Origin of the sequence: Enterobacter sp. WCHEn090032 (assembly GCF_003986875.1) — a bacterium.
GTDB lineage: Bacteria > Pseudomonadota > Gammaproteobacteria > Enterobacterales > Enterobacteriaceae > Enterobacter > Enterobacter sichuanensis.
Genome location: NZ_RXRN01000012.1, coordinates 60,204 through 80,060 on the forward strand (window position 1 = coordinate 60,204; position 19,857 = coordinate 80,060).

The 19,857-nt window shown below is 54.6% G+C and carries 22 protein-coding genes; 8 read left to right on the forward strand and 14 right to left on the reverse strand.

Annotated features, from left to right (window positions below; genetic code table 11):
- Positions 1-195: 195 nt before the first annotated feature.
- Entirely contained in the window at positions 196-1,395 is a 1,200-nt protein-coding gene (gene punC / locus EKN83_RS12225) for a purine nucleoside transporter PunC (RefSeq protein WP_126801009.1), read from the reverse strand.
- A gap of 115 nt (positions 1,396-1,510) precedes the next feature.
- Here punC and punR point away from each other — a divergent pair, with 115 nt between their 5' ends.
- Entirely contained in the window at positions 1,511-2,422 is a 912-nt protein-coding gene (gene punR / locus EKN83_RS12230) for a DNA-binding transcriptional activator PunR (protein ID WP_126801010.1), read from the forward strand.
- Positions 2,423-2,438: 16 nt separating this feature from the next.
- Here punR and purR read toward each other — a convergent pair whose 3' ends face one another.
- Positions 2,439-3,464, reverse strand: a complete 1,026-nt coding sequence (purR, locus tag EKN83_RS12235; RefSeq protein ID WP_014883552.1) for an HTH-type transcriptional repressor PurR — start codon at positions 3,462-3,464, stop codon at positions 2,439-2,441.
- Positions 3,465-3,761: 297 nt separating this feature from the next.
- Here purR and EKN83_RS12240 point away from each other — a divergent pair, with 297 nt between their 5' ends.
- Both EKN83_RS12240 and EKN83_RS12245 read left to right on the forward strand, forming a co-directional pair.
- Positions 3,762-3,851 (forward strand): YnhF family membrane protein, encoded by a 90-nt coding sequence (locus EKN83_RS12240; protein ID WP_032672537.1) that lies wholly within the window; start codon positions 3,762-3,764, stop codon positions 3,849-3,851.
- Between the two features lie 163 nt (positions 3,852-4,014).
- A complete protein-coding gene (locus EKN83_RS12245; RefSeq protein ID WP_025758329.1) occupies positions 4,015-5,181 on the forward strand; it encodes an MFS transporter in 1,167 nt (388 codons plus the stop codon).
- A 38-nt stretch (positions 5,182-5,219) separates the two neighbouring features.
- On the opposite strand, the gene sodB is transcribed toward EKN83_RS12245, so the two are convergent.
- Positions 5,220-5,801 (reverse strand): superoxide dismutase [Fe], encoded by a 582-nt coding sequence (gene sodB, locus EKN83_RS12250; protein WP_095440796.1) that lies wholly within the window; start codon positions 5,799-5,801, stop codon positions 5,220-5,222.
- 122 nt (positions 5,802-5,923) lie between these two features.
- Positions 5,924-6,697: a C40 family peptidase gene (locus EKN83_RS12255; protein ID WP_126801011.1), complete on the reverse strand. Its 774-nt coding sequence runs from the start codon at positions 6,695-6,697 to the stop codon at positions 5,924-5,926.
- Positions 6,698-7,035: 338 nt separating this feature from the next.
- Here EKN83_RS12255 and grxD point away from each other — a divergent pair, with 338 nt between their 5' ends.
- The gene (gene grxD, locus EKN83_RS12260) at positions 7,036-7,383 is read left to right on the forward strand and encodes a monothiol glutaredoxin 4 (protein WP_003832760.1); all 348 of its coding nucleotides are present in this window, start codon (positions 7,036-7,038) and stop codon (positions 7,381-7,383) included.
- Positions 7,384-7,426: 43 nt separating this feature from the next.
- On the opposite strand, the gene rnt is transcribed toward grxD, so the two are convergent.
- The 5 genes from rnt to eptA all read right to left on the reverse strand — a co-directional run bounded on the left by rnt (position 7,427) and on the right by eptA (position 12,100).
- The gene (gene rnt, locus EKN83_RS12265; RefSeq protein WP_025758334.1) at positions 7,427-8,077 is read right to left on the reverse strand and encodes a ribonuclease T; all 651 of its coding nucleotides are present in this window, start codon (positions 8,075-8,077) and stop codon (positions 7,427-7,429) included.
- 95 nt (positions 8,078-8,172) lie between these two features.
- Positions 8,173-8,580 carry a lactoylglutathione lyase gene (gloA, locus tag EKN83_RS12270; protein ID WP_013096923.1) on the reverse strand — a complete coding sequence of 136 codons (408 nt, stop codon included), beginning with the start codon at positions 8,578-8,580 and terminating at the stop codon, positions 8,173-8,175.
- Between the two features lie 101 nt (positions 8,581-8,681).
- Positions 8,682-9,779, reverse strand: a complete 1,098-nt coding sequence (locus tag EKN83_RS12275) for an alkene reductase (protein WP_047958385.1) — start codon at positions 9,777-9,779, stop codon at positions 8,682-8,684.
- Between the two features lie 54 nt (positions 9,780-9,833).
- The gene (locus EKN83_RS12280; protein WP_025758336.1) at positions 9,834-10,433 is read right to left on the reverse strand and encodes a TetR/AcrR family transcriptional regulator; all 600 of its coding nucleotides are present in this window, start codon (positions 10,431-10,433) and stop codon (positions 9,834-9,836) included.
- A gap of 41 nt (positions 10,434-10,474) precedes the next feature.
- Positions 10,475-12,100: a phosphoethanolamine transferase EptA gene (gene eptA / locus EKN83_RS12285; protein ID WP_126801012.1), complete on the reverse strand. Its 1,626-nt coding sequence runs from the start codon at positions 12,098-12,100 to the stop codon at positions 10,475-10,477.
- 149 nt (positions 12,101-12,249) lie between these two features.
- On the opposite strand from eptA, the gene EKN83_RS12290 reads away from it, so the two are divergent.
- From EKN83_RS12290 to sodC, 3 genes are all read left to right on the forward strand, one after another.
- Positions 12,250-12,489, forward strand: a complete 240-nt coding sequence (locus EKN83_RS12290; protein WP_014883562.1) for a DUF1289 domain-containing protein — start codon at positions 12,250-12,252, stop codon at positions 12,487-12,489.
- A gap of 48 nt (positions 12,490-12,537) precedes the next feature.
- Entirely contained in the window at positions 12,538-13,434 is an 897-nt protein-coding gene (locus EKN83_RS12295) for an aldo/keto reductase family oxidoreductase (RefSeq protein WP_045284923.1), read from the forward strand.
- A gap of 80 nt (positions 13,435-13,514) precedes the next feature.
- The gene (sodC, locus tag EKN83_RS12300) at positions 13,515-14,033 is read left to right on the forward strand and encodes a superoxide dismutase [Cu-Zn] SodC (RefSeq protein ID WP_010430333.1); all 519 of its coding nucleotides are present in this window, start codon (positions 13,515-13,517) and stop codon (positions 14,031-14,033) included.
- Here the strand turns inward: sodC and EKN83_RS12305 are convergent.
- Genes EKN83_RS12305 through EKN83_RS12315 form a run of 3 tightly spaced genes read right to left on the reverse strand, consistent with a single transcriptional unit; the run spans position 14,012 to position 17,144 of the window.
- Positions 14,012-16,045 carry an FUSC family protein gene (locus EKN83_RS12305; RefSeq protein WP_126801066.1) on the reverse strand — a complete coding sequence of 678 codons (2,034 nt, stop codon included), beginning with the start codon at positions 16,043-16,045 and terminating at the stop codon, positions 14,012-14,014. The two genes, sodC and EKN83_RS12305, sit on opposite strands and share 22 nt — an antisense overlap.
- Positions 16,045-16,905 carry an HlyD family secretion protein gene (locus EKN83_RS12310; RefSeq protein WP_025758343.1) on the reverse strand — a complete coding sequence of 287 codons (861 nt, stop codon included), beginning with the start codon at positions 16,903-16,905 and terminating at the stop codon, positions 16,045-16,047. Before EKN83_RS12310 ends, EKN83_RS12305 begins: the two co-directional genes overlap by 1 nt.
- Before the next feature lie 2 nt (positions 16,906-16,907).
- On the reverse strand, positions 16,908-17,144 hold the full coding sequence (locus EKN83_RS12315) for a DUF1656 domain-containing protein (protein WP_025758344.1): 237 nt from the start codon (positions 17,142-17,144) through the stop codon (positions 16,908-16,910).
- A 186-nt stretch (positions 17,145-17,330) separates the two neighbouring features.
- Between EKN83_RS12315 and slyA the strand changes: the two genes are divergently transcribed.
- Positions 17,331-17,771, forward strand: a complete 441-nt coding sequence (slyA, locus tag EKN83_RS12320; RefSeq protein WP_021241135.1) for a transcriptional regulator SlyA — start codon at positions 17,331-17,333, stop codon at positions 17,769-17,771.
- Positions 17,772-17,807: 36 nt separating this feature from the next.
- Here slyA and EKN83_RS12325 read toward each other — a convergent pair whose 3' ends face one another.
- Both EKN83_RS12325 and slyB read right to left on the reverse strand, forming a co-directional pair.
- A complete protein-coding gene (locus EKN83_RS12325; protein WP_126801013.1) occupies positions 17,808-19,169 on the reverse strand; it encodes a GGDEF domain-containing protein in 1,362 nt (453 codons plus the stop codon).
- 197 nt (positions 19,170-19,366) lie between these two features.
- Positions 19,367-19,834, reverse strand: a complete 468-nt coding sequence (slyB, locus tag EKN83_RS12330) for an outer membrane lipoprotein SlyB (RefSeq protein WP_025758346.1) — start codon at positions 19,832-19,834, stop codon at positions 19,367-19,369.
- Between the last annotated feature and the right edge of the window lie 23 nt (positions 19,835-19,857).

The window sequence follows — 19,857 nt, forward strand, 5'->3', positions numbered from 1 at the left end:
ACGTAGAACAGAGGAAGGGAGATAACCCTTGCCGAAATGCCTTCCATGGTAAAACGGGAGCACTCCGGCTCCCGTTAACGCATAATAATTATCGTATTTATCGAACCAAATTTAGTATAGGCCTCAAAATTTGGTGATTCAACAGAAAATTGTTAGCAACCTAATTACTGAAAATTAACATGATATCCGGCGCAATCAGGCATGTGAGGTTTCCACTCCAGCGCCGTTATCCTGCTCACGCTGGGCGGAGGCCTGCATGCGATAGCCCATCACCGCCAGCGCAACGGTTACCAGCATCACGCTGGTGGTCGTCAGCAGCGGCGTGGCAATCAGCGCAGAGACCACCAGGCTTGCCAGGAAGCACAGCCCCAGCTGCAGGGTGTTCTGCAGCGCGGCGGCGCGACCGGTCGCTTGTGGGAAGGGACGGAGCGCCTGCGCCACCACAATCGGGTAGATCGCCCCGTTTGCGACGGCCATGACACAGAAAGGAATCAAAATTTCTGCCAGGCCCGCACCCGGAATAAACCCAACGGCCCATGTGCCGATGACGCTCAACGCATACAGCACCAGCAGCCATGGCAGCATCTGCTGACCTTCCCATTTCTGCAGCGCTGCGCGGCAGCCGTACCCGCCCATCAGGAACGCGATGGTTTGCGGAACATAGCTCAGCCCGATAGCCGCCGGGCTGTAGCCCATATCGTGCAGAATAAACGGTGACCCGGTGAGCCACGCGAAGAAGCTGGCCGAGCAGGCGGCATAGATCAGGACATTACCGCGATACGCTTTGGCGCTCAGCAGGGTGGTGAAGGTGATCGGCTTTGCGTCAGTATGCACGTCTTTTTTGTGCGCAGGCTTGAGGGCGAACGCCGGCAACATCAGTACCAGCGTGATGGCAAACAGCGTGGCAAAAATGGCCTGCCAGTCAAAGTGCGCAAGGATCCAGCTGCCCAGCAGCGGCGCGAGGGCAGGTGAGAGACCCACCAGCGGCATAATAGTGGCGAAAATACGGTTTGTGCGGTTAGCCGGATAGTAGTCGGTGACCAGCGCCTGCCAGGTCACGGCCGCGGCACAGACGCCCACAGCCTGAATAAAGCGCAGCACCAGCAGCCAGGTGGCATCGCGGACCCAGATCATCCCCAGACAGCCCACGGCAAAAATCGCCAGGCCCAGCAGTAATACCGGTTTACGACCAAAGCGATCCGAGAGCGGTCCCCAGAGCAGCTGTGCGAAAGCAAAACCGGCGAGGAACAAACTCAGGCTGGCACTGATGGCCGCGGCAGGGGTTTGCAAATCTTCCTGCATCGCGGCGAAAGCCGGCAGGTACATATCGGTGGCCAAAAAGCCCAGCACGCTTAAGCCGCCAAGCCAGACTAAAAAACCTTTCCTGGGTTGCATTATTTTCTTCTCCTGAAGGAGGCAGGTGTACGTTGGCGCTGAGTGTATGTAGTGCAAAGCCGCTTGTGAAACGCTAATATTTGGCGGGTGCATTCAAATTTTTTGCAGGCAGAAAATGTGGTCAGATTATTCTCTTGAAGTTGTCGATGCTGTCGCGCGTAACGGCAGCTTTAGCAGTGCGGCGCAGGAGTTGCACCGCGTCCCGTCGGCTATCAGCTACACGGTGCGTCAGCTTGAGGAGTGGCTGGCGGTTCCACTGTTTGAACGGCGCCATCGCGATGTGGAATTAACGCCTGCAGGGGCGTGGTTTTTGAAGGAAGGGCGTTCTGTTATCAAAAAAATGCAGATCACCCGCGAACAGTGCCAGCAGATCGCAAACGGCTGGCGAGGTCATCTTTCCATTGCGGTGGACAATATCGTTAAGCCGGAACGCACCCGGCAAATGATCGTGGATTTCTATCGACATTTTTCCGATGTCGAACTGCGGGTCTCACAGGAGGTATTCAACGGCGTCTGGGATGCGCTGGCGGACGGCAGGGTGGAGATGGCGATTGGGGCCACACAGGCGATCCCGGTCGGGGGGCGTTATGCCTTCCGTGATATGGGGATGTTGAGCTGGAAATGCGTGGTGGCCAGCAATCACCCCCTGGCGGCGCTGGAAGGGCGGCTGAGCGACGATACGCTGCGCAACTGGCCATCGCTGGTGCTGGAGGATACCTCCCGTTCATTACCCAAGCGCATCACCTGGCTGCTGGATAACCAGCGGCGCGTGGTGGCACCTGACTGGGAATCGTCAGCAACGTGCCTCAGTGCCGGGCTGTGCGTCGCGATGGTGCCCGCTCATTTTGCGCGCCCCAGAATCGATACCGGAGAATGGGTAGAACTGACGCTGGAGAATCCCTTCCCGGATGCGGCCTGCTGCCTCACCTGGCAACAAAATGACGTCTCGCCCGCCATGGCCTGGCTGCTGGATTATCTGGGAGACAGCGAAACGCTAAACCGGGAATGGTTACGGGAGCCAGCATAGCTGGCCCCGTACAAAATTAACGACGGTAGTCGCGGAACGGACCATCCGCAACGGAACGGCGTTCGATAAGACGCGGATGAACTTCAATGGACTGCGACTCTTCGCGCTTGTTGACGATCCTGTCCAACAGCATATTGAAAGCCGTTTCACCCAGTGAATCTTTCGGCTGGTGAATGGTGGTCAGCGCAGGGGTAAAGAAGCGCGCGTTACGCACGTTGTCATACCCGATCACCGAAATATCCTGCGGTACGCGCAGACCCAGTTCATCGGCCGCGCAAAGCGCGCCCATCGCCATGATGTCACCCCCGCAGAAAACAGCGGTAGGGCGGTGCTGCTGGGAGACAATCTGCTGCATCGCGCGGTAGCCTGATTCCGGCTCAAAGTCTCCCTGTACGATCCAGTTTTCCGGTACGGTGATCAGCGCTTCTTCCATCGCTTTCATAAAACCGGCCAGACGGCCCGCGCCGGTATTGCGCTCCAGAGGGCCCGGGATCACGCCAATCTCACGGTGACCACGCTCGATCAGGTAACGACCGGCCATATAGCCGCCTTCAAAGGCGTTATCGATGACGGAATCGGTGAAATCCGCTCGCGCTTCACCCCAGTCCATCACCACCATGGGAATATGGCGATACTCTTCCAGCATCGACAGCACGGATTCCGGGTATTCGGAACACATTACCAGCAGGCCATCCACGCGCTTTTGCGCCATCATCGACAGGTAGGCGCGCTGTTTTTCAATGCTGTTCCATGCGTTGCCCAGAATCAGGGTATAGCCTTTCTGGAAGCAGTTTTTTTCTACCGCCTCGATGATCTCGGCAAAATAGGCCGCTTCACTGCTGGTGGCCAGCAAGCCAATGGACTTGGTGTGATTCACCTTGAGGCTACGCGCAACCGCACTTGGCGAGTAGTGCAGCTCTTTGATTGCCGCCCAGACGGCGTTACGCGTCTCTTCCGCCACAAAGCGGGTTTTGTTAATTACATGTGATACGGTTGTAGTGGAAACGTTTGCGCGTTTTGCTACGTCTTTAATTGTTGCCATTAAATGTCACTCCAGACCATATCCTAAGCTCCTGAAAAACTTGAAGGTAAACGTTTGCCTTCTCTCACCCTTATCACGCAATTTTGAATTGCGGCACGCCGGGAAAACGACACGGGACGTCAGGAGGGGGTCAATGGCCGGTACGCTAATAAATTTAGCGTGGAATTTTGTCCTATCTTGATGAAAAGGGGAAGAGGTAAAGTGGTTATCAGTTTAAATCCAGGAAGATTTTTGACGTAAACTGTGCAAAAATGAGCAGGCTCACTTTTCGTGGGGGGATTAAAAGGAGAAAAATTGATGAGTGCCGATCTGAAGTTTTCGCTGTTCACCACCCTTATTGTGCTGGCGCTGATTGTTGCCGCAGGCCTGACGGCGGCGCTGCACTGATTTACGCGCAGGGAGCGCACGCTCCCTGCGGCTGCGCCTGATTGTTACATCTACGGCAAAAATCTTTTGCCATTTTGTTAACTTCTCATTTTTTGTGATTGATGTCATGCTTTGCGCTTCTTTGTTCTGTGTCACCATATGACACGGCATCCGGAGTTGACGCATGAAAATCAATTTTCCCCTGCTGGCCCTGGCGATTGGCGCTTTTGGGATTGGCACCACTGAATTCTCCCCGATGGGGTTACTGCCTGTTATCGCCCGCGGCGTGGACGTCTCGATCCCTGCGGCAGGCATGTTAATCAGTGCCTACGCCATCGGCGTGATGGTAGGCGCCCCGCTGATGACGCTGCTGCTTTCACACCGCGCACGTCGCAATGCGCTGATTTTCCTGATGGCGATCTTTACCCTCGGTAACGTGCTTTCCGCCATTTCGCCGGACTACACCACCCTGATGCTGTCACGCATTCTGACCAGCCTTAACCACGGCGCCTTCTTTGGGCTGGGCTCAGTTGTAGCGGCAAGCGTGGTGCCAAAACATAAGCAGGCGAGCGCCGTAGCCACCATGTTTATGGGGCTAACGATTGCCAACATTGGCGGCGTTCCTGCGGCTACCTGGCTGGGTGAAGTGATTGGCTGGCGAATGTCGTTCCTGGCGACGGCCGGGCTGGGCGTGGTCGCGATGGTGGCGTTATTCTTCTCTCTGCCAAAAGGCAGTGCCGGTGAACGTCCTGACGTGCGCAGGGAGCTGTCGGTGCTGATGCGCCCGCAGGTGCTTTCCGCACTGTTGACCACCGTGCTGGGGGCAGGCGCGATGTTTACCCTCTACACCTATATTTCACCGGTGCTGCATGACATCACCCACGCGACGCCACTCTTTATTACCGCAATGCTGGTGCTGATTGGCGTGGGCTTCTCAATTGGCAACTATCTGGGTGGTAAATTTGCCGACCGTTCCGTGAGCGGGACGCTGAAGGGCTTCTTAACCCTGCTGATCGTCATCATGATTGCTATTCCGTGGCTGGCACGTAATGAGTTTGGGGCGGCCGTTGCGATGGTCGTCTGGGGCGCTGCCACCTTTGCCGTGGTACCACCGCTGCAGATGCGCGTGATGCGCGTCGCCCATGAAGCGCCGGGCCTTTCATCCTCAGTCAATATTGGTGCCTTCAACCTGGGCAATGCGCTGGGGGCGGCAGCAGGAGGGGCGGTGATTTCGGGTGGTCTGGGCTACAGCTTTGTGCCGGTGATGGGGGCGATTATTGCCGCGCTCGGCCTGCTGCTGGTGATGATGTCGGGTCGTAAACAGCCAGAAGCAGCCTGCGCTGCAGAGTAAATAAAAAACGCAGAAGGGGAGCCCCTTCTGCGTCTTGCTTACGCGGCGAAGTTCTTCGCCACAAACTCCCAGTTAACCAGTGCCCAGAAGTGCTCCAGGTAGTTCGGGCGCGCGTTACGGTAATCAATGTAGTAAGCGTGTTCCCAGACATCCACGGTCATCAGCGGTTTAGCGCTGGTGGTCAGCGGAGTACCCGCGTTAGAGGTGGAAACGATAGCCAGTTTGCCATCAGCCTCTTTGACCAGCCACGTCCAGCCAGAGCCGAAGTTCTTGATGGCGGCATCGGTGAACTTTGCTTTGAAATCTGCAAAGCTGCCGAAAGCGGCGTTAATGGCGGCAGCCAGTTCACCAGCCGGTTCGCCACCCGCATTCGGCGCCAGGCAATGCCAGTAGAAGGTGTGGTTCCACACCTGGGCCGCGTTGTTAAATACGCCGCCCTCTGAGCTGCGGACAATCTCTTCCAGCGTTTTGCCTTCGTAATCGGTGCCCTTGATCAGATTGTTCAGGTTGGTGACGTACGTCTGGTGATGTTTGCCGTAGTGATATTCCAGGGTTTCCGCAGAAATGTGCGGTGCCAGGGCGTCTTTTGCATACGGTAGTGCAGGTAATTCGAACGACATTGCTTCTCTCCTTATTGTATTTTGCGTTGTCAATAACCACACAGACAACAGGGACAGGATAGCAAATTGAAAGGCTATGCAAAAGAGGAACTTACCCTGCCACGGATGTGGCAGGGCAGGGGTTAGCGAATGGTTTTCGGCGTCATGACGCGACGGGCGCCGACGTAGTGGCGAACCCAGTAGTCTTCACTGAGCGAGGTGATCTGAATATCCTGGCCGCTACGCGGCGACTGGATGAATTTGCCGTTGCCAACATAAACGCCGACGTGGTCAGCGGTGCCGCGGCCCTGAGTGCGGAAGAACACCAGATCGCCGTTTTCCAGCTCACCACGGTTAACCGGGGAGGCATCGCGCAGGTGGTACATCTCATTGGCGGTACGGGGTATACGGAACTTGACCAGATCTTTATAGGCGTAATAGACGAGGCCGCTACAGTCAAAACCGGTACGGGGCGACGTGCCACCCCAGCGATAAGGTTTGCCAATTTGACCCATCAGTTTGTTCATTGCGGTTTTTTGCGCTTTCTGAACACGCACTTTATGCACTTCTGCTAATTTCGTGACCTTTGTACATTTCGCTTTGTGGCCTTTACGCGTGTTGCACTTTTCAGTAACGAGGTTAGCGGCGGTCTGTGAAGCTTTACTTTTGGCGGTGCGGGCAGTGCGGGAAGAGGTGGTTTTCGTCTTGCTGGAAGCGGTTTGTTTCGTGTTAGCCGGTGTTTTTTTCTTGTCGTTCTTAGCGGTGGTTTTTTTCTTACGTTCTGTGGTTTTCACCAGATGGTTTTTTTGTACAGCAGAATGCCGCGCCTGCTGAGAGGCGTTTGCCACTGGCGTGAAAGTGAGTGATGTAAACAGTAAAGCACAGAGCGTGATCGAGATTTTATTTATCCGCGCCACTGGGCAGTCCCCTGATATATGCAGGTCATCAATAATACCCGCGTGTGATTTACAAAGCCCGTCGATTCTAATCCATAAAAACAGAGAATGTTAATAGCATTTTTCACTCTCCAGGCCTGTTTCGTTAGCAAGTGCAAAAAAATTCATCGTTCTGTCGCACATTTGTCCGTCCCCTAAGCAAAACCCTGACGGCCGAAGGGGTAAACACCATTTGGAATGCAACTTTTCGTGACTCAGGGTACAATGTATAAACGTGACAAAAATGTTATTTTCCGATGCCAGTCTGACCCGCTACAATGTCAGACGAATGCCGTAACAGAAGTTTAAGGAAGCAAGACATGAGCACCACTATTGAAAAAATCCAGCGCCAGATCGCTGAAAACCCGATTCTGCTGTATATGAAAGGTTCTCCGAAGCTGCCAAGCTGCGGCTTCTCCGCGCAAGCGGTTCAGGCGCTGTCCGCCTGTGGTGAGCGTTTTGCTTACGTTGATATCCTGCAGAACCCGGACATCCGCGCTGAGCTGCCAAAATACGCTAACTGGCCGACTTTCCCGCAGCTGTGGGTAGACGGTGAACTGGTTGGCGGTTGCGATATCCTGATCGAAATGTATCAGCGCGGCGAACTGCAGCAGCTGATCAAAGAGACGGCGGCTAAGTACAAAACTGAAGAGCCTGACGCGGAGTAATTTTCTGCGTAAATAAAAAAGCGACCTTAAGAGGTCGCTTTTTTTATTCTTCGCTGTCGCCCATCGGCAGCGGCCAGCCGCCCAGACGCTTCCAGCGGTTGACGATCTCACAGAACAATTCTGCGGTGCGCTCCGTGTCATACAGAGCGGAATGGGCCTGCGTGCCGTCAAACTCAATACCTGCCGTGATACAGGCCTTTGATAACACCGTTTGTCCCAACGCCAGGCCGCTCAGTGCGGCGGTGTCGAAGGTCACAAAGGGATGGAAAGGGTTTCGTTTGAGCGAAGCACGCTCCGCGGCGGCCATGGTAAAGCTGTGATCGAAGGTGGCGTTGTGGGCCACCATGATGGCGCGGCTGCAGTTGCTCTCTTTCATGCCTTTACGCACCATTTTGAAAATCGCGTGCAGCGCATCATATTCACTGACGGCACCACGCAACGGGTTGTGCGGATCGATACCGTTAAACGCCAGTGCTTCCGGCTGTAAATTTGCCCCTTCGAAAGGCTCTACGTGGAAATGCAGCGTGGTGTCTGGTGTAAGCCAGCCCTGTTCATCCATCTTCAGCGTGATGGCGGCAATTTCGAGCAGCGCATCGGTTTTAGCGTTAAATCCGGCTGTTTCTACATCAATGACAACGGGATAAAAACCACGAAAACGGTCGCACAGACCGCTAAATTGAGCGTTATCGGACATCAGGGTCTCTTACATGGGGAAAAAGCAGTGCGCATTATGGCAAATTTTGGCGGGGGATGCAGTAAAACTACGGGCGCACGTTGCGCCCTGAGGGATCAGTTGCCCAGACCGCGGCCGGCGTCTTTGGCTTCAATCAGCTCGATTTTGTAACCGTCCGGATCTTCCACAAACGCAATCACGGTGGTGCCGCCTTTTACCGGGCCCGCTTCGCGCGTGACGTTACCGCCGTTGCTGCGAATGCGTTCACAGGCTTCGGCCGCGTTGTCCACTTCCAGTGCGATATGACCATAGGCCGTGCCCAGCTCATAGCTGTCTACGCCCCAGTTATAGGTCAGTTCGATAACCGCTTCATCCGTTTCCGGGCCGTAACCCACAAACGCCAGCGAGTATTTGTATTCCGGGTTTTCGCTGGTGCGCAGCAGTTTCATACCCAGTACGTTAGTGTAGAAATCAATAGAACGTTGCAGATCGCCAACGCGCAGCATGGTGTGAAGTAGGCGCATAATTTCCTCATTAACCTGTGGAATAGACTGTTATTTTTGAACAGAAACGATGTTTTAGTATAGCGGCGAAAGGTCGCCGCTATCAATCAACAATGGCGAGATTACAGGGAAGGGTAGTCGGTGTAGCCTTCCGCGCCGCCGCCGTAGAAGCTTTCCGGGCGCTGCGGGTTGAGTGCCGCTTTCTGCTGCAGACGGGCAACCAGATCCGGGTTGGCAATGTAATCGCGACCAAACGCGACGGCATCGATCAGCCCTTTATTGATCAGATCTTCGGCTTTCTCAGGCGTATAGGCTCCTGCACCGATGATCACACCGTGGAAGCGCTCGCGCACTTTCTGGCGGAAGGCTTCAGTGTAAGGTTTACCGCCGGCCCAATCCGGCTCGGACATGTGCAGGTAAGCAATACCGCGTTTCGCCAGCTCTTCAATCAGATAGAGCGCGTCGGCTTCTTCATTCGGGCCGTTATCGACGTTCTGGAAAGAACCGATTGGGGAGACACGGATCCCGATACGGTCCGGGCTCCACTCTTTGCATACCGCATCCACCACTTCCAGTACCAGACGGGCACGGTTTTCAACGCTGCCGCCGTACTGGTCGGTGCGGTGGTTAGAAGACGGTGACAGGAACTGGTGCAGCAGATAGCCATGGGCGGAGTGCAGCTCAATCAGGTCAAAACCCGCTTCACGCGCGTTGGCCACCGCCTGACGGAAGTCGTTCACGATGCCCGGGATCTCCTCCAGCTCAAGGGCGCGTGGCATCGAGGTATCCACACGGATAGCATTGCCGTTTTCATCACGCAGGGAGGTCCGGGTATTGGCGCTCAGGGCCGATGCGGAGACCGGCGCCTGACCGCCAGGCTGGATGCTGCTATGGGAGATACGGCCGGTATGCCACAACTGAACCGCAATGCGACCCTCTTCAGCGTGAACGCCCGCGGTGATTTTCTGCCATGCCGCGATCTGTTCCGGGCTATGAAGCCCCGGTGCACCGGCATAACCTTTGGCCTGAGCAGAAATCTGCGTGGCTTCGGTGATGATCAGGCCAGAGCTTGCGCGCTGACGATAGTATTCACCCATTAGTGGGGTGGGGATATCACCCGGCTCAATACTGCGCAGACGGGTAAGCGGAGCCATGAACACGCGGTTTGGCGCCGTGACAGCACCCACTTTTAAGGGGGTAAACAGTTTTTCAGCTGACATAGAGACTCCTGAGTAGACCAGTCGACTAGTAATAAGGTAAATAAAAAGCGCCTGTTATACGCCAGGCGCAGTAATGCTGCTTTTCACATGTGCCAGTGCGCTTTCCAGCGGCACGGCACTGCGCGAAATTTTTGCCTGCAGGTTAGCCCCTAACCAGAGCGCGTATAACACCTGCGCCTGGGTGAGAGGCTCGCCAGAAAAGGCCAGCGTTTTCTCATTACGGCCTTTTTCCAGCGCCTGGGCCAGCAGGGCGATCACGCCGCTGGCCCCTTTATCCATCGCCGCGCGCATATCTTCAGAGAGATCGCACACTTCGGCAGACAGTTTTACCGTCAGACATCCGCTGATAATGCCCTGCTGACAGAACTGGTTCAGCGTTTCCTGATAGTAGTTCAGAACACGATCGCGATAGTTACCTTCGCCCGAGGCAAAGTGGGTCGCCAGGCGCTGGTGGTAGCCCGCGTAATGACGCTCAAGCATCGCCACGCCAAAGGCCTCTTTGGACCGAAAGTAGTGATAAAACGACCCTTTCGGTACCTCAGCGGTTTTTAACAGCTCGCTCAACCCCATCCCGGTAAACCCGCGATGCATACAAAGTCGCTCGCCGGTGGCCAGTAAATGTTCGCGGGTATCGTGTTCAGTATGTCTGCTCATGAGCGCACTCTAATAGACCGTTCGGTCTAATGCAAGCGGGTTTACTGCCGACATGCGTTCAAAATATCCAGCTGCTGTTGATAAACCGTTGTTTTCACGTCCATCATACCCAGTACGGTTGAGAACAAATTGTCCTGGGAAACCGCATTTTTTGCTGCATGGTCACGTAAACACTGTTCGTTAATGCCAAAGTTCTTCGCATAGTCCGGGGAAAGCCAGAACATAAACGGAATGTGCGTTTGCTGCTCCGGTGCCAGCATATACGGTGTACCGTGCAGATAAATACCGCTTTCACCCAGGGATTCCCCGTGATCCGAGAGGTAGATCAGCGCGGTATTCATGCTCCCCTGGCGCGCTTTCAGCGCATCGATGGTTTTGCTGACCACGCTGTCGGTATACAGAATGGTGTTGTCATAGGTGTTCATCAGCGCCTGGTGATCGCAATCCTGAATTTCATTGGTGTCGCAGGTAGGGGTGAACTTACGGAAATTATCCGGGTAGCGGCGGTAGTACGCCGGGCCGTGGCTGCCCATCAGATGGATAACCAGCACCGTGTCCTGCTTCAGGCCGTCCAGCACGTTGTCCAGACGGTAGAAATTGACATCGTCGAGGCAGGATTTGTCTTTACAGAACTGATCCAGCTTCCATTGCGTCATGTCGGTATGGGGCACGCGATCGCAGGCACCTTTACAGCCGCCGTCGTTGTCGCGCCACAGCAGGTTAATACCCGCATGTTTAAGCACGTCGAGCAGCCCTTCCTGATGATGCGCGAGGTCGGCATCGTATTTGCTGCGCGTCATGCCCGAGAACATGCAGGGAACGGAAACGGCGGTTTCAGTGCCGCAGGAGGTGGCCTGCGGGAAGTTAATGATATCCTGCTTTTTCAGCTCCGGATTGGTTTCACGTCCGTAACCGTTCAGGGAGTAATTCGCCGCGCGAGAAGCCTCGCCGACGACCAGCACCAGAACCGTTTTCTTCTGTTGGCCTGCAATCAGTGGGCCCTTATGCGCATCTTCGCCAATCCGCACCAGCGTTTGATCGCCTGCAAACCAGCGCATTTTGCTGTACTTCACCATGGCGCTGACATAGTTCGCCGGGGTCACCATTTTGACGATGCTTTTGTTATTGCGAAACAGCGATGCGTAATCTTTATAAAACACCGCGGCAACCAGAATAATTACCAGCAGGGCGCCGAGCAGTGCGGCAACGCGTGTCAGCAGGGCATACCACCATTTCCCGGTATGAATGCGGGTCAACGCCAGCACCACGGAAGGAACGAGGCCGGCAATAACAATCCACAAAATCATTTGCGGCGTGATCAGCGCGGTGGCTTCCTGAGAGTTGGTTTCGAACACGTTCACAATCATGTTCTGATCGATCACCGCGCCGTAGGTGTACATGAAATAGGTCGCTGCCGCACAACCCATCGTTAACACGATCAGCAGCGGCTTACGGATAAACGGAATATTGAGCAGACTAAAGACAATCACCCAGCCGCAAAACAGCACCAGCGGTACGGACGCGGCAAAGAGAACGTCATGCAGATGAGCAGGGGCGATAATCGCCCAGCTGCGCTGGATAAACAGCCCATTAATCAGCGTAAAGAAGAGTGCACAGCCCAGAGTAAATTTTATGTCGTTACATTGTAACTTTTTCATTAACCACATCGAACGGGAAACCTGTCATTGTCATGATGGGGCGAGTATAGAGAGTGAAGATTAGTGAAACCTTAATGCCACAAATCTGTGGTAAAGCGCTTGCACGTGGCGTGTTTAACGTCTTCACTGTAGGTGAGAGCGGTATTACGGAGGTGAGAGTGGCAGAGCAACTGGAGTTTTTCCCTATCCAGAGCCCGTGCCGGGGGATTTGTCAGGTAGATGAACGCGGATATTGCCGCGGGTGCATGCGCACCCGTGATGAACGTTTTAACTGGCAAAACTTCAGCGACACGCAAAAGCAGGAGGTGCTGCGACTTTGTCGACAGCGTCTTCTGCGCAAAATACGCGCAAACAAAGCCGCTGAGACCGAAGAACCCCAGCAACCTTCACTTTTTTAACACGGTAATTGCGTATACTCATGACATTACATCCTTGAGGAAAATGTTATGGTTCAGCGAATTACCCTTGCCCCCCAGGGGCCAGAATTCTCCCGTTTTGTGATGGGCTACTGGCGTCTGATGGACTGGAATATGTCCCCCCTCCAGCTGGCGAGCTTTATTGAAGAGCATATCGATCTGGGCGTCACCACGGTCGATCATGCGGATATTTACGGTGGCTACCAGTGTGAAGCCGCGTTTGGCGAGGCGCTTAAGCTGGTACCTGCACTCCGGGATCGCATGGAGATCGTCACGAAGTGTGGGATTGCCACCACGGCGAAACCGGAACACGCCCTTGGGCATTACATCACCGACAGCGCGCACATTATCAAGAGCGCTGAGCAGTCGCTGGTCAACCTGGCAACCGATCGCATCGACCTGCTGCTCATTCACCGCCCGGACCCGCTTATGGATGCCGATGAGGTGGCAGAAGCCTTCCTGAACCTGCATCAGAGCGGCAAAGTGCGTCACTTCGGTGTCTCAAACTTTACCCCGGCGCAGTTTGCACTGCTTCAGTCTCGCCTGCCGTTTACCCTGGCCACCAACCAGGTTGAGATCTCCCCGGTACACCAGCCGCTGCTGCTGGACGGGACGCTCGATCAGCTCCAGCAGTTGCGCATTCGCCCGATGGCCTGGTCGTGCCTGGGGGGCGGGCGCCTGTTCAATGATGATGAATTCCAGCCGCTGCGCAACGAGCTGGAAACTGTCGCCCGCGAACTGAACGCCGGGAGCATCGAACAGGTGGTTTACGCGTGGATCCTGCGTCTGCCGTCAAAACCACTGCCAATCATTGGTTCCGGCAAAATCGAGCGCGTGCGTGCTGCGCTGGGGGCGGAAGCGCTGCAGATGACCCGTCAGCAGTGGTTCCGCATTCGCAAGGCCGCGCTGGGTTACGACGTGCCTTAAACCGTCAGAAGCTGACTTTCCGGTGATATCTTTGCCTCTGGTATACACTTAAGGGGCAAAAAATAACCAGCGGAGGTCATATGAAGCGTTTTGCTCTGGCACTGGTCACGCTGGTTGTTTGCGCAGGGGCGCAGGCAGCCAGCGACGAAGTGGAAATGAATCTCGTCACCTCTCAGGGTGTGGGTCAGTCCATCGGAACGGTGAAAATCACTGAAACCGATAAAGGACTGGAGTTCGCCCCGAACCTTAAAGCACTCCCTCCCGGCGAACATGGTTTCCATGTTCATGCCAAAGGCAGCTGTCAGCCCGCGTTAAAAGAGGGCAAACCGTCGGCGGCGGAAGCGGCAGGCGGCCACCTTGACCCGCAGCACTCCGGCAAGCATGAAGGCCCGGAAGGTATGGGACATCTGGGCGATTTGCCTGTGCTGGTGGTGAATAACGACGGTAAAGCCACAGATCCCGTTGTCGCCCCGCGTCTGAAAAAGCTGGATGAGGTGAAAGGCAAAGCGCTGATGATCCACGTCGGCGGCGACAATATGTCCGATCAGCCAAAACCGCTTGGCGGCGGTGGGGCACGCTATGCCTGCGGGGTGATCTGATCCCCAATTGTGCCCGGTGGCGGTGCCTGTTCCAGTTGTGACAGCGAGCAGTGCAGCCGCCAGATTATCGAGGCCAAATCACGGGCTGCGGGGAGGTGATGTCGCGCCAGGGTATCGCAGATCCGCTGCAGTTCATTCAGCGTGGCTTCCAGCGGCCGCTGCTGGACCCCGCGTTCACTCATGACATCGCGCAGCAGGGAGATGCACACATCACGAACCTGCGACAGAGGATCGGAACGCGTTTCCCATGCCCGAAGCTGCCAGACCACGTGTGAACAGTTCAATAGCACCACGCCCCAGCGCAACAGCCAGCGTCGGGAAAGCGCATCCTGGCTGTTATTCAGCTGGCTGACGTGGTGATAAACCAGCGATTCATACTCACTTTCACGCAGATGCGGTTTACGGCTGAGCTGGTCGACAAAGCCCCGGCGTAGCTCCCGGATGTGCCTGCGGCTCTTGCGCGCATCGGAGCCGGGACGCAACACGGCGAATGCCAGCCAGGCCAACCCCACGCCCAGGATCTTCGCCAGATTGTCATTAAGAAAGTCGGCGTAATCATACACCGGCGGATTCGTGACCGAGATAAACGATCCCATAAAGACAATCAGCTGTCCCCAGAGACCGGCCAGTTTTGGCATTTGCAGCTTCAGAAGCTGCATGGTCGTTAACAATGGGAACAGGAACAGCAGGAACTGCCACAGATCGCTTACCTGCACCATCAGGCCAAATTTCACCACAAAACTGAACAGGGACAGCAGCACCAGCGTGCGCAGCAGAAGCGTCAGGGAGTTGAATGGCGAGGCCGCGACGGAGTAGAGCACGCAGCTGATGGCGGCAAGCGTCAGGGCCGCCGTACCGGATTCCCACTGCGTGGTGATGCTCCACGCGCCGACCAGCATCAGCGCACAGAAGGTGCGAAAACCGCTCCACAGCGCTTCCAGATAGTCGGTATGCCTTGCGAGGGCCGGGCTGCCGGGGACGTTGAATTCTGTCAGTGGAGTCGCGGTCTCGACCGCCTTAATCCAGCGACTGCTGCGCAGGTAAAGCCGACAAAAGTAATTCAGACGCTGCCAGAAGGCGCGATGGCGGTAGTCGTACTCATCAACCGGGGCGAGCGGGGCGATGATCCGTGCGACCGTATAGATGTCTGCATCCGGTCGCGCAAGGGCCGCGAGTAGCGTTTCAATCACGGCCCGGGTGTTATCAGGTGGTGCTGGCCAGTTGAGCAGCATCCGGCGCAGGCTAGAGATCGCGCTGGTCATCCGTAACTGCTGGTGCAGTAAATAATTTAGCAGCGTGTTCTGACGGCGAAAGCGGTAGTGGCTCCAGAATGCCTGAATACGCAGCAGGTTCATCGTCAGGATCTGCCCGATAACCTTTTCATGGGCGAGACGAATATCATCGCTGGTTTCCGGTTGCCACAGCAGGCTCGCATGCTCCAGCAATCGGGTGTGCATGGTTTTCAGTGCGGTGATAAGCGCGGTGCCGTCGGAGGTGCTGGGCAGGATCATCATCATGAAGCCGCCGCTGAGGATCCCGACAATCACTTCGCAGACGCGTGCCTGAGCGATATCCCACAGCTCAGTGGTGTCGAGCACGTTTACCACCGGAAAGGCAATGATGGCAGCGGTATAGCCTGCCAGCTGAAACGCGTAGGCGACGTTGTTGGTAAAATGGGCGCAGGCCCAGGTGCAACATCCCAGCCACGCCGCCATGCTCAGTAAGAACAGCCAGGGATCGTTCAGCGTATGGCCGGCGATAATTAACGCCGCAGTGGCGCCCAGCAGGCTGCCTGCGATACGGCCAAGGCTTTTACTGATCACCCCGCCGACGGTGGGGAAACTGACCACCGCCGCAGAGGTCATTGCCCAGTAAGGTTCATCCAGATTCAGATAGTAGGCGACGGACAGCGCTAGACACATGGCAATGCCATTACGCAGCGCGTAGCGCCACTGGGAACGCGTCGCTTTCATCCACGGCGTGTTTTGCCAGGCGAAAACCGGCAGCTTCATCATCGGTTTCCGATAGAGACGGTGCAGGTCGTGCCGGATACCAGCGTGATGTCCTGCGGTAAACGGTCAAACTCCACGCGAACCGGTACGCGCTGGGCCAGGCGCACCCACGGCACGTTTGGCTTAATGTCTGGTACCAGCCCTGAATCCGTTTCCACGCTTTGATCGTAAATGGCCCGGCCAATGCTGGATACGTGACCCTGTAACTTCTGCGAGCTGCTATAAAGCGTTATCGTGGCAGGCGAACCCGCGCGGATATGGCGCAGTTTGGTCTCTTCAAAATAGCCCACAACGTAGAAGGAGTGGCTATCGACGAGGGCGAAAACGGGTTGTCCGGTGGTGGCATAATTGCCCACACGGGCGGAAAGATTGGTCACCCATCCATCAACGGGTGCGGTTATAACCGTTTGGGTCAGCGCCCACTGGGCCTGTTTAAGCGTGGCTTCGGCAACCCTGACGTTCGCCTGCATGGCCTTCACGTTGATATTCGCAGTGTCTAAGTCTTCCGCTGAGATGTAATTTTGCGATAAATGCCGGCGACGGGTAGCCTCGTTATTGGCTTTTGCCAGATCAGACTGGGCTTTTGCCAGCTGCGCTTCGGCATTCAGAATGGCAATGTGGTAAGGGGTATCGTCGATCCGGAATAACACCTCTCCCTTTTTCACGTACTGGTTATCCTTAACCCGCAGCGTCGTGATGCTCCCCGACACCTGAGGCGTGATGCTGACCTGCTCAGCGCGAATTTTTCCGTCTCGCGTCCAGGGCGACTGCATATAAAAATTCCACAACCACCAGCCCGCCACCAGCGCGAGGGCAAGAACAAACAGCGTGGAAAAGTATTTCAGCGTTTTCATAGGTATAGTCACCACACCAGCAAGACAGCAAGGCCCAGACATACGGAGAGGGCAAACAGGGAGAGATCCATCAACATGGGATGCCAGATTTCGCCGGAGTACATCCAGTCGCGAAGCAGACGATGTGCGATGAGCCAGAGCATAAAGCCCACCAGAACGGCTTTAAAGAGGGGAGGAAAGTAGACTGACGCACCGAAAATCAGGTCCTGAAGGGGTAAACCCTCCGAGCGATGAAAAAACGTCACGGGCAGAGATCCTTTGCAGTGAACAGAATGCCGCGTTGGCTTGTCTGAGTAAGAGGAAGCATCACAATTCAGTGTAAGTCATACTTTTAAGTTCGATGAATGCAGTATTGCATTTGTTTTGGCAATACAAATGCTGCACACTATTCTAAAATCAGTATAATAACTTAGCAAGCTAATTATAAGGAGATGAAATTGGAATCGCCATTAGGTTCTGATCTGGCAAGGTTGGTACGCGTCTGGCGTGCTCTGATTGACCATCGCCTGAAACCTCTGGAATTAACACAGACGCATTGGGTCACGCTGCACAATATTCATCAGCTGCCGCCCGATCAGTCACAAATTCAACTGGCAAAAGCGATCGGCATTGAGCAACCGTCGCTGGTGCGCACACTTGATCAGCTGGAAGAGAAGGGACTGATCTCCCGACAAACCTGCGCCAGCGATCGTCGCGCTAAGCGGATTAAACTCACAGAGAAAGCGGCGCCCATCATCACTGAGATGGAAGCCGTGATCACCAAAACCCGCGGTGAAATCCTCTCAGGCGTTTCACCGGCGGAGCTGGAAATGCTCATCAGCCTCATTGCACGCCTTGAGCAAAACATCCATGAACTGCAGTCACGCGACTGACATCCAACAAGGCCTTGCACGCGCAAGGCCTTTTTCTTACTTAAAAACCACCACCCGATTACGACCCGTCTCTTTCGCTTCATACATCGCTTTGTCGGCGCTTTCCACGCAGGTTTCTGCGGTTATCGCCGGTGACGTTGCCGTAAATACCCCCATACTGATGGTGATCGGTTCCGGTAGCTGACCGCCGCTGCTGGTTTTATCAAAGCTGCTGAGCTTTAACCGGATGCGTTCAGCCACCAGGTATGCCGCCTCTGATGAGGTGTTGGCCAGCATCAGAACAAACTCTTCCCCGCCGATACGAGCGGCAATGTCCTGTGGGCGCACGGAGTCCATCAGCAGGTTGGCGACGAACTGCAGAACTTTGTCGCCCTGAAGATGCCCGTAGGTGTCGTTGATACGCTTGAAGCGATCGAGATCGCTGACGATAACGGAAACAGGACGGCTGGCTTTGGCGATTTCCAGTGCCTGATTTAACGATTCGTAAAAATAACTGCGATTATAAAGACGGGTAAGCGGGTCGCGAATCGAGTTCTGATACGACTGTTGATACTTTACGTGCGAGTCACGATACAGCCTGAATACATCGTAAAGCAGAACAAAAATAATCAGCAGCGTGGCGACAGTTTCAAATAACCGGGCGCGATACCAGGAGATATCTTCGGCATGCCCACCCGCTAACAGCATTGCAAGCGTGACGATATAGCAGACACAAAGAAAATTACCTCCCACCCAGAATAAATTACGCACGCGGGTAACAAACATCAGTGTGGCTAATGTTACGACCCAAACGACAATTAATAAAATATTAATGCAGTGGCTCCAGAGCACCATAAACTGACGGGTTTCATTATCAACCAGGTCGATAGATAACAATGGTGAATGACTGGAATAGATCCATGCCAGCAGCACCATAACGGCGGTAAAGAGAAAGGCACCACTGACAATAGCGATATGCGCCATGCGTGAAAGGGGATGATTGCGCGTGGTATAGAGTATTGCCGCGACGATGATCAATACCGCCATTAAGAGATGACGGAACATGTAATAAATCATCGCATCGTTGTAGTTCACGACGTTGAACTGATAGAGATCCAGCCAGGCGGGAAAGCTGGTCAGCGTTCCGATCATCAACGATGCCGATCCGGCGAAAGCAAAAGCAATCGCGATCAGATATAAGCGTCGCCTGTCACACCAGTATTTCATCGCCATAAAACAGGCAATAAAAAGATGAAACACCAGCAAGAAAATGGTGAGGGTCGGGAACAACAGCGGTGAAAAGGAAGGCACCCATTCAACGAGTTTTGAAAATAGCGTTTGCAATATACCGGTGACAATAATGCAACCGAAACAGAACGAGATATAACGACCTTTTACAGAAAGACGATTCGCAACCATATAAGTTTTAACAAAATTATCATGAGTAAGGGAGAGGTAATTGCGAAGAGTCTAACTAATTAATGCGATAAATACTTTGCGCAGAAACAATTTACGTCAGATTAATTGATAGGGGGAATTAATGTAATTTGTAAATATATTCACGCAAATGATATATATTGTAAATAGATGTGGCCCAGGGCCACATCTATTTTTATTTAACGTGGGGAAACGGTCACCTGGCTACCGTTGCTGGCCAGTACAACACGCTGGCCTGCTGAGAAGCGGGTGTTGCCTTGTTTCTGCACAACCATGATCGTGCTGCCATCGTCTTTACGAATTTCCAGCTCTACGCCCTGAGATTTATTCATCGCACCCTGAACGCCCTGGCCTGCCACGCCACCTGCAACGGCGCCTGCGGCTGTCGCCAGAGAGCGGCCAGTACCGCCGCCGACGGTATTCCCCAGGAAACCACCCAGTACGGCACCACCGATTGCGCCCATCACGTTGTTTTCATCACCACCCTGAATCTGTACAGGACGTGCGTTAACAACGGTACCGTAAGTCACGTTCTGAACCTGTTTCGCTTCAGAAGCGCTGTAAACGTCGCCAGAAAGTGAACTGTCGTTCACACAGCCAGCCAGAGTTAAACCAATCAGCGAAACGCCCAGTACACGTAAAATCATTTGAATCTCCTGTTCACCAAAAA